The organism is Streptomyces sp. NPDC047981 (assembly GCF_040653315.1).
Lineage (GTDB): Bacteria > Actinomycetota > Actinomycetes > Streptomycetales > Streptomycetaceae > Streptomyces.
In genome coordinates, this window is sequence record NZ_JBEZNQ010000008.1 from 50,156 (window position 1) to 68,570 (window position 18,415).

Sequence of the window (18,415 nt, forward strand, 5' to 3'; positions counted from 1 at the left end):
CGCACGACCACCACGATCACGACCACCACTTTCGGCCACACACGATCACGTACGAGGACGGCAGGACACAGGGCATGGGCATGGGCATGGGCATGGAAGAGCGACTCGCCGAGGCGCTGGCCGAGTTCGAGGAGACACGCGCCAAGCTGGCCGACGCGGCGGCGGCGGCCTCGCGCGTCTCCGCGACGGTGACGGCGAAGGACCGCTCGGTGGCGGTGACCATGGGCCCGCAGGGCGAGCTGACGCAGATCCGGTTCCCCACGAACGCCTACCGCAGCATGCCGCCGGCCCAGCTCGCCGCCGCCCTGATGGCCACGATCGGCCTGGCCCGCAAGCAGGCCGCGGAGCAACTCGCCGAGATCTACCGGCCGTTCGGCCCGATACCGGTCCTGTCGCCGGACGCTCCGGACGGCGTCACGGAGATGGACTGGGAGGCGATGTTCGCCTCGGCCCGTGAGGAAGGCATCCCCACGCCACCGGCCAAGGCACCGCCCCGGGGCTCGTCGGGAGCGCTCCTCGACGAACTCCTGGAGGACGAGGACGCGGCGGCCGCCGCCGTGCGACAGGCGGACGATCGACGGTGAGTGACGACAGCCTCGACGTCGACCCGGACAGCCTGGACAAGAGCGGCCAGAACATGGGTGACGTGGCCGACAAGATCAAACTGATCCGTGACGAGTACCTGGACAAGCTCACGTCGTACCACGGGTGCTGGGGCGACGGGGAGTTCGGGGAGGCGTTCGCGAAGAAGTACGTGCCCGCCGAGAAGGACCTCAAGACGGGCGTGACCGGACTGGCCGACGGCCTGTCGGGGAGCGGCCGGAGCCAGCAGGACGCCGGCAAGAAGTTCCGTGGGCTGTCGGACGACATCGACACCCATCTTCGGCACGGAAGGTAGAACCGCACGGTGTCCCTGGAGTTCCCGCCCGAGTGCGCCTGGCTGTTCGCGGCCCTCACCGGAGAAGTGCCCCCGAACGGCGACGAGGACAAGTTGTTCGCGCTGGCCGAGGTGCACAAGGACCTCTACGGCAAGCTGACGAACGACCTGAAGCAGCAGATCTCGGAGGCGCTGGGCTACACCCATGAAGCCTTCAAGGGCAACGCCGCCGAGATGTACCAGGCGGCGATGAAGAGCTTCATCGGCGAAGAGGGGCTGAACTACTTCGACGCGGTGGCCGACCAGGCCAAGCTCCTCGCCGAGTTCAGCCGCAAGGGCGGGACGCAGCTCCAGTACACCAAGTACATGATCATCGCCCAGCTGGTGGAGCTGCTGGTCGAGGCGATCATCGCGGCCGCCACGTTCTTCTTCTTCGGGGCCTCGCTCCAGGCGTACTTCGCCAGGGTGGCCTTCGTCCGGTGGCTCATCAAGTTCCGGCTCGGCCGGCTCGTGCTGATGCTGATCTCCCATCAGATCATCAACGTCGGGATGGGCGTCGCCATGGACGTCCTCGTCCAATGGGCCCAGCTCAACCAGGGCACCCGTGACGAGTTCGACACCGAACTCACCAAGCAGGCGGCGCTCTCCGGCATGATCCAGGGCCTGCTCGCCGGCCCGTTCCAGTTCCTCGGCAACAAGTTCGGCCGGGGGCTCGCCAACCTGTTCGGCAAGAACAGCGGCAAGGACATCGGCAACAAGCTCGACAAGGCCTTCGGACCCAAGAAGCCGGATCTTCCCGGTCCGAAGAAGCCGGACGTACCCGGTCCCGACGCACCCAGGTCCTTCGGCGGCGACCTCGCGAAGAACTTCGGCGACCACATCCCGAAGACCGCGGGACCGAAGGTGGTCTCGGACAAGGCGGCCAAGGACTTCGTCAAGTCCGTCGGTGACACGTTCGACAAGCACCTCAAGCGGGACGGCGCACGGGAGGCGGGCGAGAACTGGGCGCGGACCCTGCTCAGGGACACCGGCAAGAAGGACCTGCCGCTCAACCTGGAGAACAGCCTCAAGCCGCTGGGCAAGGAACTGAGTCCCGAGGTCACCAAGGTGCTCACCCGTGGCACCGCCGACGCCATGGGCCAGAGCCTGCTGCGCCACATGTCGCAGTTCGGCGCCAACCAGCTGGGCAAGGGCCTGTTCGAAGGTGCGCACGCGGCCGTGTCCGAGGGCATGTACAACCTGATCTTCTCCGACGAGCACACCTTCAAGACCTCCGGTCTCACCTTCGCCTCCGGCATGGTCGAGGGCCGCGTCAGCAACGGCATGGAGCTGGCGGGCGAGCGCCTGGGCAACAACATGCGCCAACAGCTCCTGAACGGCGGCATGGACACGTCGGGCGGACTGGTGTCCGGTGGCGCGGACGCGCCCTCGGGGTCCACCGCGACCGGCGGGTCCGGCGGGTCGGCACCGTCCGGCGAGTCCGGTGGTACGCAGGGACCGGAGACGGTTTCCCCTTCCGAGGACGGGTCGGACGTCGGGGACGTCGGGAATGTCGGGGACGTCGGGGATGTCGGGGACGTCGCCGAGCGCGACGAACCGGCCGGCAGCGACTCGGAGGACGCACCGACCGTCACGCGTCCACGGACGGAGTCGGACGACCCCTCGTCCGACAGCCGTACGGAGACCCCGGTCACCGTCGGGCCGCCGCAGGTGGCGCCCACCCCTCAACCCGCCGGAACGACCGCCCCGTCGGGTGCCTCCTCCTCGGCCTCGACCTCCTCGTCGGCGCATTCGTCCCCGCAGAACCAGGCGAACGCCCCGAGCTCTACGAACTCCGCGAACTCGGCGAACTCGGGCCAGGCGAACGCCGACCAGCCGTCCGGCTCACGTGAGGAACCCACCGCTTCCGAAGCCCCGGCCCCGGCCGGCCCGCCCGCCCAGAGCATCCCCACCACCAGCGGCGAGGAGGGCGCGCCTTCTCCTTCCTCCGGCTCCTCCACGCCGGTCCAGACGTCGGAGAGCACCGTGTCGGAGGCCCCCGCGGGCCCAGAGAGGGACGGGCTCACCTCCCCGACGCCGGACCGGGAGGCCCTCGCCACGGTCGGGCAGGACGTCGTCGTCGAGGAGCGCGTCGACGACGACGAGGACGGCGAGCTTCAGTACCTGGAGCCGTGGACCCCCGATGAGCCGACGGCATCGCCCCTGGGACAGGACACGGCCCCGCGCGACGAACCGGGGGCCGAGACGCGGCTGGCGGCGGACGCACCCCTCGTCGGCCCGTCGAGCAAGGCGCCTCCCGTCACGTCCGGGTCGTCCGACACGTCCTCAGCGGCCGGTCCTCTGTCCCGGCACCTGCCTCGGGACCGGTGGACGGCCCTGCTGTCCGAGCCCGACGTGGCGGCCGACCTGCTCGCGGAAGTGACCGACCTCCGGCATTCCCCAGGTGACACCTGGCACACCATGGACGCCAGGGCCTACGGAGAACTACGGAACCGGTTGCCCGAGCAGGAGCGGAACGGCGTACCGGACGAAACCGTCGAGGACGCCTTCTCGGAGTACACGTCCCGGTCCGCCGACGACTCCCGCAGCCGCCTGGAATCCGTCGTGACCCTCATTCAGGACCTGCACGCCGAGGCGCAGGAGGGGCCGTTGACGTCCGACATCCAGGTCCTGCTGCAACGTCTGCTCCTGGACCAGGGCTTCCCCCCGGCCCGGCTACTCGACGCGGCCCGCACGACGTCGTTCTGGAAGGGGAACAATCCGGTCCCCCTGGCGGCCGAACTGGCCCTCGGCATGGCCGACCTCACGGACGCGGACAACGCCCACCTCACGGGCAGGCTCACGGTCGCACCGGCGGCGACGCCGTCCGACGCGACCGTGTCGGAACTCCTCCCGGACGCGAACGACAACCAGAAGGCCTTGCTCCGCGAGCTCCTCGACAGCGCGCACCGCCCGGAGCGCCCCTGGCACGTCCTGGGCAGCGAGGCGTACCTCGACCTGCGCGCTCGGGCCGACGGCAGCCAGGTCGGTGAGGGCAGCGAGGTCACCCCGGAGGTACGGAGCAACCTCGACGACATCTTCCGGGCGCACGGGAGAGCCCTGGAGGCGGCCACCACCCGGGTGGACCAACTCAAGGCCGTCGCCGACACGGTCCTGAAGCTCCACGCGACCGGCGGCCTCACCGGGTCGCCGGAGAGCACGCTGACGTTCCACTCCCGGTTCCTGGTCCCCCGCATGCTCCTGGACCTCGGCATCGCTCCGGTACCCCTGCCGCCCAAGCTCCACGAAAAGGCCTCCTGGCAGGCGCCCAGGATCGCCGCGATGCGGAACACGCGCGTCCTGAACTTCGCGACCTACGTCGCCCATGCCGTCATGGACGCCCATCCCTCCTGGTCCGGCCCGCCCGCCCCGGCCTCCGTGGGAGCCGGCACGACCCCCGTCACACAGTCGGGTGACCGCGCGACCGACACCGGCCACAGCCCGCCCACGACCTCCGGCATCCCGACGACCTCCACCGTGCCCGTCGCCGCGCCGCCCTCCGCGCCGCAGGACGGCGCCACGCACGGAAGGGACGGGGACGAGACTCCCGAGCCGAAGGACTGGCGGCAGGAGCTGGACGCCCTCGGCCCGCGCACGCAGGAGGAGACGACCGCCTATCTGGTGCTCCCCGAGGCTCCCCTCGGACTGGTGGGCCGGGCCGACCGGCTGCTGCGCACCGAAGGGAAGCCGTACACCACCCTCGTCACGCAGCTCCCGCCCGGTGCGGAACACTGGCTGGAGGTACGGGTCCCCGCCGGGCACGCCGTCGACACGGAGTCCGGCCGCCTGCTGGTCGGCAAGGACCTGCTGGCGACGGTCACGGTCACCGGCCCGGCCGGCACGATCGAATCCCTCCAGCGTTTCGAGAGGGGTCTGCAAGGCCCGGACAGCCCGCGACGGCCCCTCCCGCTCACCCTGCTGAGCCGCGTCGGGCAGGCGCTGTACGCGAATCCGGGCCGGTCCGCACACGACCCCGTCGTCCGGGCAGCGGTCCGTCTGGCGTACGCGGAGGCGTCGCGCGACGCCGAACGCGCCCTCGGTGAGTACCTCACCCAGCGCGAGGACGTCCAGCAACAGGTGCGGACGCTGGTCAAGGCGGCCTGGGACAGGCTGCCGCCGGAGAAGCGCGTCGAGCTCGGCACCGCGCAGAACACCGGCAGCGGGTCCGTCGGCAACGACCTGGAGACGCTGCGGGAGGTCGTCGAGAAAGGGAACATCCGCGAGCAGATGCACCTGCTGGTCACCGGGGTCCACGGTCCCCTCATGAAGGAGCTGGTGGGGGCGAAGCCCACACCGATCATCCTCACGCGCGAGCGGAGCCCGGAGGGCACGCCGGCGGAGACGCAGATCCAGCAGGACGCCGACGTCGTCCAGAACATCAGGCGGGCACAGGACCGGTTGCGGACGGAGCAGGCGGACAACCCCGACCTGGAGGCGCTGGTGGCCGCCCAGGAGCACGACAGGCGTACCCGGTTGCGGCCCCTGGACGCCGTGCCGCCTCTCAGCGCCCGAGAGGAGGCCCACGCGGTGGAGGCCGACCGGCTGACCTGGGAACCCGGCGAGCGGCACCGTCAGATCGCCCTGAAGACCGTGAGCCAGTTGACGGCCGAGTCGACCGGCGGCCTGATGAGCGCGGGCACGTCCAACACGACGTACTTCACCCTGACGGTCGTCCACGCCATGGCCAGGAAGTGGAGGGTTCCCGTCGACTTCCAGCTCGTGCGGCTCGCCCTGATGGCGGACATGCTCCCGGTCGGCCATCACACCTTCCACGAGATCATGACGGCGTCCGAGGCGTTCGAGAAGGACGTGCTGGCCCGGCAGCCCAGGCCCGCCGGCGCCACCCCGTACACCGAAGTCCTGTCGTACACCGACGACTGGGGACGGTTCCGCTCGCTCGCGCCGCTCACCGAGAACAGGCTGCGGGAGGTCATGCCGGAGGGGAGGTTCCCGGACGAGGTGGCCCTGGGGCTCGAAGCCCACGAACGGACGCCGGAGCAGGTCGCCCTCCTCTCGGCCGAACACCGGGCCCTCGGCTCGACCCAGGAGCACGGCCCGGTCCAGGAACCGCAGCCCAGCGTGTGGGACGACCTCGAATCCGTCTTCGCCCGCTGGGGCGTCACCACCGCCACCGCCCCCGGGAACACCGCCGAAAGCGCGGTCGAGAACACGCCCGAGATCACCGCCGAGAACACCCCCGAGGACACCGCCGAAAGCGCGGTCGAGAACACCGCCGACGACGGAGCCGAGACGCGGCTGCCCCGCGACGACGGCGGCTCGGCCACCGGCCCGTCCAGCAGGGCGCCCCACCCCACCCTGACGACCGGTGCGCCCTCCGGCTCCCACTCCGCGCCCGCGCCGGCGGCCTCCCGGCACGTGCAGAGCTTCGGAACCGACGCCCACGAGGGCTTCGGAGGCATCCACCTGACACCCATCGCCCCCGACGTCGCCACCAGGCTCCAGGACCACGCGTACGGACAACTGCCCGCCCGATTCCAGCGGCCCGAGGTACGGGACCAGCTCACCGCCCTCCTCGACCCGCAGGTCCTGTTCGACAACCGCCTGATGCTGTTCGGCCCCGACGGCCACACCATCACGGTGGGGGACGGGAAGGAGACACACTCCCTCGACGTCCGGATCCGCCTGGAGCGGCCGATGCCGTCCAGCACGTTCGAGACCGGCGGCCACGCCGCACCGCACAACAACGAGCAGCGCCAGACGGCCGCGTTCGACAACACGTCCCAGGCCTCCACGTCGACGGTGCGGACCGTCTCCGTCCAGCCCTTCTCCGGTGTCTTCGACCTCGTGCGGGGTCACCTGACGAACATGTCCTTCTCGCTCAACGTGACCGGCGCGCGCCAGCAGCGCACGCTGGCGACGACGGTGACCGGTGGCGGGAACTCCACGACCCTGCTGCGCAGTTCCGAGCCGGCCACGCCGTACGACTACGTCGCCCATGGTGACGTCCGCGCGGCGGCCACCGACGGGGAGGCGAGGCCGGCGTGGACCCGACCGGACGAACCCCTGGGCACCGTCACCGCGTGGTTCCCCGAGCACCTGGGGCGACCGCCGGCCACGACCGGGGAGCAGGGGGCCGCGACCTTCTCCTCGGCCTTCGACGACAACCTCGACCGCTCCCGTGTCTGGGGCATGGATTCGATGGCGGATCCCGGTGTGCTGCTCCGCGAGGCGCTCCCGCGGTTCTCCGGCCCGCTCGCCACCCTCTCGGCGCAGTCACGGGAGTCCTTGCGGCGGTTCTTCAGCGGTGAGTACCTGCTCGGTGCCCTGCCGCTCCAGCGCATTCCGGGGCCGGACCCGGGCACCGGGCTCGGCGCCCGCCTCCGGGACACCGATGCCGGCACCTGGTCCCCCGTGCTCCTCGACGACGACGGGAACCCCGTCGGCATGTTCCGGGTGACGGCGGACGTCGCCCCGCGGCCGGGCGACGCGGCCGCGGAGGAGACCAGCGTCGGCGCGAACTACCTCCTCGAGCGCTTCCGGGACCGGGTCCTGAAGGTCGACGCGACGTCGAAGGTCTCGCGGTCGTCCGGCGCCGACGTGTCCGGCGCGGTGGTGTTCAACCGGATGCCGGCGGTCGTCGACAAGGCCTTCCGTGCCTTCAACCTCAACGGTTCGCTGACTCCCAAGGGCGCTTACGGCAAGCAGTCCGACCGCACGCTGGGTGCCGGGGCGACACACAACCTCATGCACAACCTGCGCGCCGGCGCGCACGTCCTGGTCCCCGCCACGGTCACGTACCACGTGGAGTTCGTCGGAACGGACGGAACGACCCGACCCGCGCCGGTGTCCACGCCTCCCTCCCCCATCCGGATCCGGGCGCTGGAACCTCCGGCCCCGAACGCGCCCGCCGCGCCGAACGCGCCCCGGAGGAGCGCCCCGGAGGAGCTCGCGCGCTTCCGGAGCGTCGGCCTGTCCACCACGCCCCTGAGCATCCAGGGCCCGGGCGTCGACGCGGTCCTCGCCCGGGCACGCGAGCAGCTGGTCGCCGAGGGGTACCTACCGAGCACCGGCCCCGGTGATCCGACGCCCGGCGACAAGCGCGCGGTCCGGATGCAGTTCGAGAACCTGCGCAAGTTCGAGACGTACCGGTCGCGCAACGGACTGCTCACCACCATGGACGAGCTGGCGGACGGCGGTCTGAGGCTGTTCTTCGCCAAGCCGGGCGCGCTGGGCGGAGTGGACCGCGTCCAGCTCCGTCTCACCCTCGACCGGGAGGACGCCCAGCCCGTCGAGCATGTGGAGACGCTGACCAACGTCCACATGCCCAACCTGAGCGGCTTCCACATTCCCGGTACCACCCAGCAGTCGTCAGGGACCACGCGCAGCGGTGCGCTGGGCGGAGAGCTGGGGGGACTCGTTCTCGGGCACGCGCACGTGAGTCTGGGCGGTGAGGTCAAGGGAACCTGGCAGACGACCGAGACCAGGACGGTGGGCGCGGGGCAGTCCTACAGTCAGCTGCTCGCCGCCGGGCGTCAGCCGACGGAGGTCTACAAGATCCCCGTCCGGCTCCGTGCGCAGCTGTTGACGGACGCGGTGCCGGACGCCCCCGGCCGTGGGGTCGCGGATCCCGCGCGTCCGGAGAATTCCGCGGTCGTGCACGTGGAACTCGCGGTGCCCCGGAGCCGTACGGACGTGCCGTACGTCCCGCCGGCCGCCGGGGACGACGACGGCCCGGGCACGTTCCTCCTCCCGGACAGCTCGCTGGTCGACGTCATGCAGGGCAGTGGCCGGCTCATGGACGCGTTCGACCGCCTCCTGTCGGAGATCTCCGAGGAGCTGGGGGACGACGGCACGCGTCGCGGTGAGCGGGACCACGGTCTCCCGAACGACGCGCAGGACATCGCCCTCGACGGCCTGGGGGACCTCCCCCGTCCCGCCACGGCGGGGCCCGTGGCGCCGGCACGCGGCTCGGGCCTGAGCGGGCTCGCGTCGTCGGTCCAGGGAGCCTGGTCGTCGTCCGCGGCGGCCCTGGGGACCTGGTCGTCGTCGGTTCTGGGAGCCTGGTCGAAGGTGGAGCGGGCCACCCGCTTCGAGGACGAGTCCGACCGGGGAACGCTGCTGCACGAGGTGATCCACGCCCAGTTCTCGCCGGGTGCCCTGCAGTCGCGGGCGCACCAGATGTCCAAGGGCACGTACGTGGTCGACGGCCTGTTCGTGCCGGGCGCGTTCGGCGGTACGGATCTCGTCGTGGAGGTGCGGGTCGAGCTCGGCAACCCCCGGGCTCTCGGTACGCCCACGGCGCAGTACAGCGAGACGGACATCGCCTCGGCCGACAGCGCCTCCTACCAGCAGGCGGCCTCCCACGCCTACGAGGGCGGGGGCGGACCGGCCGCGAAGTACGGGCAGAGCCGGGCGGAGGCCGAAGCGGCGCAGGCGCGGCAGCAGGCGTCCCCCGCGCAGAAGGTGGCCGGTCCCGTCACGGGTGGCGGCGGAATCAAGGGGACACGGGGCCGAGGGGAGGTCCGTACGACAGCGACCACCTCGACGACCAGCCTCACCCGCGTGGCGACGGAGAGCGGCGAGCAGCTCCGGGTCCAGGCGGACGTGACGTACCACGTGACGGTCCATCACGGCCTGCGCAGTGTCGCGGCGCTCAACCGCCCCGGCGGGTCCCGGACCGCCACCTTCACCGTCCCTGACGGCATGGTCTTCCTCGCCACGCAGGACCAGCTGCGGCGGGCGGGCGGGGCGCTCACCGCTCTGGCCGACGCGCAGGCCTTCACGCCGGTCCCCGCTCCGGCGTCCTCGACCCCGGCCCCCGTCCTGCCCTACCGGTTCGTGCGGCACCACGCCCTGGGCCTGGCCGCGGTCCTCGAGGCGACCCCGGTCACCGAGGCCCTCGTGCCTCCGGGAGAGGCCCCCACGGGCCAACAGGCGGGAGAGGGCATCCAGGAGCAGGTGGTCCCGGACGCGCAGGGCTCGCGCGTCCTGCACGAGAGGCTCGTCGAGCTGGTGACGCGGCACCTGCCCGGGAGCCTCACTCCGGGCCACGCGTCCTACGTGCCGGGGCTGCGCCAGCGCCTCGCCGACCTCACCTCCCCCACCGCGCTCGCCACGCTCCCTGCGCGCGGCGGGCGCACGGAGGACGACGAGGCGGCCGGCAACCCCCTGACCTTCTCCTTCGCCGCCATGGAGGGGCTGCGGACCAGGACCGTCACCGTGAGCCTGCACGGCAGCTTCCCCTGGACCACCGAGGAGATGCGGCGCGTGGAGGGCCGCCCCACTCCGGCGGGCGGCGGGGTGGAGAACTACTCCGCGCACGCTCCCGCCAACGTCTCGGAGTCGTTGAGCCGCACGACGCGGTCGGCCCTCACTCTGCCCGGCAACGTGAGCGTCCCGGCGAACGACGGGACGCCGGGCAAGTGGACGCTCGGTCCCACGGCCACGGGCGCCACCACCCGCACCGAGACAGTCACCGTGTCGCGCACGGCGGAGGACAGGACCTGGCAGCGCACGGAGGGCGGCAACGAGTTCACGCTCGCGTACGAGTTCCATGCGCGGATCGAGGTGGAGGGCAGGGGCACCTACCGGCTGGAAGAGCCGGTGCCCGGGCGGGTGACCCTCCGCTTCGCCGGCGACGGTGACCTGCGGGACACCCCCCAGGCGCCGCCCGCGCAGGGCCCGGCCGGGCGACGCGGGATCCGCGTCACCGGGCAGGAGGTCGTCTACCAGATCTCCAACCAGCGGGAGATCCTGGAGACCGTCCACCGGGTCGCCCCCGAACTGAACGGCCGGGGCCCGGTCACCGGCAGATCCACCGACGCGGCGTCCGTCCGGTTCATGGAGCAGTTCCTCGGCGGGTCGATGGTCCTGGACTCCACCCGTCTGGGCGCCGGGATGGGCGGCACGGTGGGGTCTCCTTCGGCCCGGCCTCCGGTGCGGGTGTCCACCGAGGTGTTCAACCCACGGCTGATCAGTGCCAGCAGGGGCGTGACCGTCGACCGGCTCCGGATCACGGGATCCGGCACGTCCTCCAGCTCCTCGGCGTCCCGGAGTTCGGCCGCCACGCTCGGCGTCTCGCGCTCCTACGGCCAGGACGGGCGGTTCACGACCGGCGGTACTCCGACCGTGTTCGCCCACCAGGCGACCCCCGGCGGACAGGGCGGCGGGATCTCCGAAGTGGGCAGGCTCTGGGGCAAGGACGGCAAGCCCGGCGTGCCGACGGCCCCGGAGGGGCTGCGGACGTACGAGGTCGAGGTCGACACCGTCGTCACGGTGAGCCGCGAGGGCTCCGCACCGGTGTCCGTGCGGGGCGGCACCGCGCTGATGCGGGTGCCGGAACGTGACCTGCTCGGGCTGGGTGTGTTCACCGAGCCCGATCGGGGCGGCGGGGTGTGGGATCTCTCGGCGGGGGGCTTGTACGAGCGCGACAGCCAGGTCGTCGCCGACACGATCCGTACGACTCCCGCGACGGTCGTACCGAGGCTCTGGGTGGACCTGGACACCGTGAACGCCCGGGTGGCCGGCGCCGACGCGGTCGTCACCGACCAGGACGTGATGGACAAGGTCGCCGAGGTGGCCGACCGTCTCGGTGTCCCGGTCGAACTCGCGCTGAGCGACGGCCGCGGCGTGCGCCTGATCGTCCTGGGCCCGGGCGAGACGCCGCCTTCCCTGCGTGGACCGGCACGCGACGAGGCCGGCACGCGGGCTGCTCGCGCAGCGGACGAGCTGGCGACGTTCGAGGCGGCCAACCCCGACCTGGACGTCAGAGCCGGCACGGGACCGGACCTCGGCGTCGCCGAGGCGTCGGCCAGGGCCGACGCGGCGCGGAACGACCGCGACGAGGCGCAGCGGCGTCTTGCCGAGGCGGACGAGGGCGTCGAGGCGGCCCGGATCCGTGTCGAAACCGCCGAGCGAGGGGTCGAGGAAGCCGACCAGTACAAGGCCGATACCGAGCGTGACCTGACGAAGGCGCGGGAACGCGCAACCGAGTCCGAAAACCTGCTCCGCGAAGCCGCGGAGGCCCTTGCCCTGCAGAACGACCGTGTGGCGGAGCTGGGGCGGACGAGCGAGCAGATCACCCAGGAGAAGGAGGCGGAGGAGGTCCGGCACGCGAACGCGAAGACCGAGGAGGAGCGCACCCGCGCGGCCCGGGACATCGCGAGGTACAACGAGGAGCTGTCGCTCTTCGACGATCAGGCCAAGCTTTCCCGCGCGCACGAGGTGAGGTCCCGGAACCATGAAGGCCGTCTGCGTGACGTGGGCAAGGTAGAGAAGACGTTGGCCACTGCTCAGGGGCTCCTGGCCGAAAAACAGGAGGTGTTGGGCAAGGAGGAAGAGACGCGCACGACTCTGCGGGAGGCCCGCGACGAGCGTGCCCTGGAGCTGGCCGTGGCCGAAAGGCGACGCGACGGCGCCCAGTTGCTCTTCGAGTACGTGAGTGCGCAGGACCGGCTCCGCGACGCCGAGGAGCAGTCCCGCCGCGTGGCCGTCGGGGCGACGGCTCCCGTCACCCAGTCCCTCGCGTCCCTGGCATCGCCCCGGCCCGGATCCCGTGCTCCCGGCGGCCCGAACCCGGGCAGCGCCGTGGCCCCGACGCGTACCCCGGGCGAGCGGGTGCAGAAGCCCGTGCGCCCCGACGAGCTGCGCGCGTTCCGCGGCACGCGCACGGCCGAGGTGAACACCGAACGCTTCGATCCGAAGATGGGTCAGGAGTGGCGCGGTGGGCGGCCTGCGGGTACCGGGGGGAAGCTGAACGGTTCGTGGACGCAGATCCGCCACCATGTGCGCCGAGGTCGCCTGGCCGATGGGCGCACGGTGCGCCAGTTCTTCGTCACGCTGCCGTTCAAGCTGATGGACGGTCTGTCGGCAGCCGACCTCGCCCGGCTCCAGGAGCGGGTCCAGAAGGCCCTGGACAGCCATGTCAACGTCGGCTACCGACTTCCCGACTCCGGTGACCAGTTGCACGTCACGGTCGAGTTCCTGGAGCGCCCCGACCACGGCGAGAAGGTCACGCTCACGCGTGCGGCGCCGACGGACGGCACGGACCAGGACCACTGGGGCGCCGAGGACGACGACGGCGTTCTGGTCCACGAGGTCCTGCACTATCTGGGGCTTCCGGACGAGTACTCCGACGCGAGGAGGAACGAGGACGACCGGCATCTGTTCCGCCGCCACGACACCGCGAGCGGGGTCCGCACCGACGGCCTGATGGTGGACGCGCGGCTGAACGACCTGGCACACCTGCCGAAGGACCACCTGTCCCTCATCGAGAGGGTGAGTGAGAACGCGGTCGTTCCCCTGCACAGGGCTCCGGAGTCCCCCGCGGCGTCGGACGCGGGCTCGCGCGGTCCTTCCGCTCCTTCGACTCCCTCCACTCCTTCGACTCCTTCGACTCCTTCCAGGGATGGCGGGCTTCCGTCGAGCGACGGTGAGGAGCGTCAGGTCCGGACCAGCGCCGCCGGTGAGACCAAGCCCAAGTGGGCGAAGCCCCCGCCGGACGGACCGAAGCTGCTCAAACACCCGAGCCACGCTTCCGGTGACATGTTCTCGGTCGCCGCGTTCCTGATCGGCGATCCGGACCTGACCGTCTTCATCACCCACGACGACGAGGGCAGGACCTTGTCGCACGCGAGGAACATCCAGCGGTTCTACAGGGACGCGGGAATCGCGGAGGACCGCGTGCCGGTCGTCCCCTCGGCCGAGTTCAAGGATCGGCACGAGGCGTTCTGCGTGGAGAAGGGGGTGGGCAAGAGGCATCTCCTGGGCCTGAACGACGCGACCTTCTTCGTGGCCCGGAGTTTCTCCCCGAAGCTTCGCGAGAGCATCCGCGACAACTGGGGGGTGAACGAAGACCCTTCACCCGGGGAGACGTCAGCGAGCGACGGACGTTCGAAGACCGCGAGCTGGGGGCTCCGCCAGATCGAGGATTGGCTTGCCTCCCGGGACCTGACTCTGCGCGAGGACGACAAAGTCGCGGTTCTCTGGACGCGTTTCAGCGGCAAGAACGGCGAGGTCCACATCGAACACGACACCAGCTACTTCGGCATATCCCAGATCATCGAAAGACTCGGGGACTTCAAGGCCGTGGTGATCGTCGGCGACTCCGGGTACCGCAGAGCGGGGCAGGATCTCCCGAACGAGAAATTCGAGACGATCGCCGCGTTCTTCGACAAGGGAGAGGGGGACCTTTCGCGCTACGGCATGGAACGGAGGCCCGATGGATTCTCCGCGCGGGTCCTGAATCTCACCGAGTTCTGGCGGGACGAAACGGTGGTACAGCTCGGGGGCGACGGGCGCCTCGCGCAGTTCCGTCTCTTCGAGTACCTGCACCGCTCTTCCACCGCCCGCCACATCGGATTTCGCAGCGGCAATCTGGAAGCGATGGCCCTGATGGGGTTCGACGTCAGATACCTCGAGGAGCCCGACAGCGGAGCCGCCGACCGGATGGCGACCTGGCACGACACCGCGTACACACGGGATTCACGGCCGAAGAGCTGGCTCACTCCCGGATACGAACGGATCATCTCCAGTCGCCCGCCCACCCGGTCGGGTCAGCATCAGAAGTCCCTCCCGGCCGGCGAAAGGAGGGGCGAGCAGAAGCACGCTGCCTGGCACAGGGACGCCAAGGACGTCAAGAACAGCCCGCCGCGCGACAAGGGGTTCGGGCCGGAGGATCTCGCCTCGATCACGGATTTCCTGAACACCGGCGACCCGGGGGCCTCTCTTCCCCCGGAGCTGGTGGCGAAGATGACCGGCCTCGACGCGAAGACGTTTCCGCACCTGCACACCCTGGGGGACACCAAGACACCCGCCAGGGCCCTCACCGAAGCACGAGCCGAATTCCGAAGGCTGTTCAACTCCACCGAGGGATACACGCACGAACAGATCATGCGGGCCCGAAATCTGTACGCGCAGCCCGTCGCGCATTTCCTGACCCCACCGGACGATGTCGCCGGAGGGGCGCAGGAGGGCCACCTCTCCAGCAGCAGCTCCTTCGCGGGGCCGAGCAGCGCGTCGCCCACGTCCTCCGTCGCCGACGACGTCGTGCGCCAGCTCCTCGGCGGCTCCGACGCCGGTGTGCTGGCGGACGACCTCACGAGGACCGTCGAGGCGAGGACCGTCCCGACCCAGGTGCGACAGTCCGGGCGCGTGACCGAGGAGGTGAACGTCAGCTTCAGCCGGTCGCACGCCGACGAGCGTACGCAGCAGTCGCTCCGGCATCTCTCCATCCGCGTCATGAACTGCATCGAGCATCTGCAAGGGCAACTCGCCGAGCAGAGTGAGCAGACGCCCATGCTCCCGGCCGACCCGGTGGAAGAGAGCGACAGGGGGAACGAGGCGGACGACGAAGCAGCCGGCTCGTCATCGCAGCGGAAGTCGCAGAAGCGTGAGCAAGAGGTGCAGGCGGCCGTGTTGAACAACCGGCTGGTCCTCGCCACGAACCACAACCGGTCCGTCGAACTGCTCATGCAGTTCATCGACGGCGTCGACGAACAAGGAAAGTCGCGCAATCTCGACGACATACTGAACCTGCGGACGATCGACAAGATCCCTTACGAGAACCTCGCCGACGGCCTCGGTTCCGACAAGGAACGTCTGTACCGAAACGAGAACGCCCGCATCAAGACGAAGAACAGGCTTGCCGAACAGGATCCGGACAACCGTACGCTCCTTGCGCTGGCCGACCACCTCGGCCGGAACACGCCCGTCATCAAGGTGGATCTGAGAACCACGTCGTCCGACGACCTCAAGACCCTGCTCGCTTCACCTGACAGGCGGGGGTCGGTGATCCTGCTGCAGAACACGGAGGGCGACAACCCTTCGCTGGACCGGCCCATCCATGCCGAGCAGAAGATTCTCCAGCTGCTCCACAGGGCGGACCTGCGTCCCTCCGACCTCGTCGACGGGCCTGTCGTCATTCGCGGGAAGAAGCGCCCCTGCTTCTCCTGCTGGACGGCTCTCCACACCTTCCGCGCCGTCCCGCTGTCGTACAACGACCACCCCGGACGGTTCTGGAAGGAACCGACCGAAACCATCGCCAGGCATCTGCCCCACCTCTTCCACGACATCTACCCCGTCAACTCAGGTACTCCTGTGCTCCTTGACAGCATCACGGACAAACTCGCGGACAAGATGTACGCGACCGCGCCCTTCACGGCGCTGCCGCCCGGCGAAACGTCGAACGACACGAGCCGACGCCCGATGACCATGTCCGGCTGGGAGACCGGGTCGGACAGCGACGCCGGCAGCGGTGACGAACTCACCTCGCCCATGGCGAAGATCACGCTGAGGGAGCCGAGGCGGCCGGAAGCGGACCCTGCGGGCGGGCTGTCCGACGAGACCGGGGGTGGTGGCAGGGAGGCCCTGCCCCGGGAGCTCACCGCCGCCCAGCAACACGCCTTCCTCGAGGCGATGTCCGAGAGGGACAGGGGAATCAGGGCGGACCGCGCCGAGAGAAGGGAGGGGAACGCCGGTTACAGCCAGTTCGTCGTGAACCACGCCTTGCGGCTCATCAACTCCGGCGAAGCCAGCCAAGCAGCGGTCGCCCGCTTCCTGGTGATCAGCGAGGTCGCCGTCGGGAAGTACAGGAAGCGCGGCAACGACGACGAGGAGCCCGCTGCCCCGGTCCCTGCCACCGATGAACGCGATGTCAAGACCGTACTCGTCGAAGCGAGAGCCGCGTTCCTGCGCAGCCTCGAAGAACACCCCGCGCCGAAGAAGCGCAGGACGGGCGCGCCCGCCACGGAGGGCGAGCAGACGGCCCGGCTTCCCGGGCCGAAGGCGAGTGCCGGCGACAGGTTCTGGACCCCGGACATCAAGGCTGTCTTCCTTCTCGCCATCGCTCAGGGCTGGCCGCTCAAGGATCTCGCCGAATGGCTGAACGTGCCCGCCAAGACCATCAGCAACTGGAAGAAGGACCTGGGCGCGTAGACCCGCGCCCTCCTCCACCCCCCCTCTGTCTCATCACCCCCGGAAGGTCACCCATGGCAACCAACAAGGCGAACGGCACCGCATCCGGCACCCCCTCGGGCCCGGCATCGGAGGCCGCGGGCGCGCATACGGTCGCGGTCGCGACCCTCGCCGAGGAAGCCACGTCCGAGCTGCTCCCGCAGGCTGAGGGGGAGGCCCGGGCGACAGGGCGGCGGGGCGCGTCGGAGGAGGCCGAAGGAACGCGAACGAGGCGTGCGGCCCTGCCCACCGGGTCCCCGGCCACGAGCACCGGCGAGGCTTTCGCGCCGGGGGCCGCCGGAGTCACCTTCGGCACGGAGGCACAGGTGGAGGTGGAGGCGGAGGCCGCGTCCAAGGCGGAAGCGGAGGTGGAGTCCAAGGCGCAGGCGGAGACGGAGACCGAGTCCGAGGCGGAAGCCGAGTCCGAGGCGGGGGCGAAAGCGGAGGCCGAGGCCGAGGCCGAGTCCGAGTCCGAGGCGAAGGCGGGGGCGAAGGCGGAGGCCGCGGGCAAGCCCTCGACGGGCACGGCCGAGCGCGCCGGGCACACCGCTCCGCGGCCCCTCGGCCGCCCCACCAAGCCCATGATGGCCGCTGCCGTCGTCGGTGGACTCCTCCTCGTCGGCATCCCCTTCCTGGTCTCCGGCCCGTCCGGACCGGACGGCACGCCGCCCTCCGCCTCCGGCCAGGGGCCCTCGGGGAGCCTCATCGGGCCGGACGGTTCAGGGCCGGGCGTGGTGCCCGGGCAGCAGAACGCACCCGACAGCGGTCGGGTCGGCAGCTCCGCTCCCGGCACACCGAACGAGGGCGCCGCAGGGGGCAGCGCTGCTCCGAAGGGCGGTCCGGCCGACGGGTCGCACGAAGGCGGCACGGCCCCGCACGACGGCTCCGGCAACACCCGGCCCCTGCCGGGCGAAACAGGAGCCCAGGGCAAGGGCGGCCGGCCCACGGGCGGCGGGACCGCCCCCACGCAGAACCCGACCGACGGCGGCGGGACATCGGGGGGCGCCGTACCGCAGGGGAAGGACACGGTCCAGCAGCCCGCTCCCGTCACGTACACGCACTTCATAGGCCCCGGCTGCGACACCCCCGGCTTCGCCACTTCGGACCGGTACACCGACGGCACGAAGGGCTGGCTCGGGAGTTGGGGCAGTCAGAAGGGCTACGGCTGCAGCGGCCTCTTCTACAGCATCCCCCTGTCCAACAGCACGTCCAGGTCGACCGGCGCCTACGCCCATTGGCGCTTCCCCACCGGCAAGGTCACGAAGGGGAGTTGCGCGGTCGAGGTCTACATCCCGAATGTCAAGGACCTCGCCTACGTCGGCGGCAGCCCCGCCCACTACACCGTGTACCGCTCGTTCCAGCCGCAGTCGAGCACGAAGGTCGGCACCTTCGAGATCAACCAGGCGGCGCGACTCGGGCAGTGGGTGGCTGCCGGCAGCTACCGCGTGGACCAGGGCCGTCTGTCCGTCATCCTCGACAACCGGGGCACGACCTCCGGCAACCGGCACGCCGCGGCGGCCCCGGTCAGGATCAGCTGTTCCGCGTAGGGTCCGGGACGCGCTCCCCCGACAGGCAGGGAAGGCCCTG

General features: G+C 70.8%; 4 protein-coding genes. All 4 read left to right on the forward strand.

The window, feature by feature from the left end; all coding sequences use genetic code 11:
- Positions 1-74: 74 nt before the first annotated feature.
- From AB0E14_RS07240 to AB0E14_RS07255, 4 genes are read left to right on the forward strand one after another with little or no spacing between them, the layout of a single operon-like run.
- Entirely contained in the window at positions 75-584 is a 510-nt protein-coding gene (locus AB0E14_RS07240; protein WP_362413375.1) for a YbaB/EbfC family nucleoid-associated protein, read from the forward strand.
- Positions 581-898, forward strand: a complete 318-nt coding sequence (locus tag AB0E14_RS07245; RefSeq protein ID WP_362413377.1) for a hypothetical protein — start codon at positions 581-583, stop codon at positions 896-898. The genes AB0E14_RS07240 and AB0E14_RS07245 overlap by 4 nt, the downstream gene beginning before the upstream one ends.
- A gap of 9 nt (positions 899-907) precedes the next feature.
- Positions 908-16,810, forward strand: a complete 15,903-nt coding sequence (locus AB0E14_RS07250) for a hypothetical protein (protein ID WP_362413379.1) — start codon at positions 908-910, stop codon at positions 16,808-16,810.
- Positions 16,811-16,863: 53 nt separating this feature from the next.
- On the forward strand, positions 16,864-18,375 hold the full coding sequence (locus AB0E14_RS07255; protein WP_362413381.1) for a hypothetical protein: 1,512 nt from the start codon (positions 16,864-16,866) through the stop codon (positions 18,373-18,375).
- The last annotated feature ends 40 nt before the right edge of the window (positions 18,376-18,415 follow it).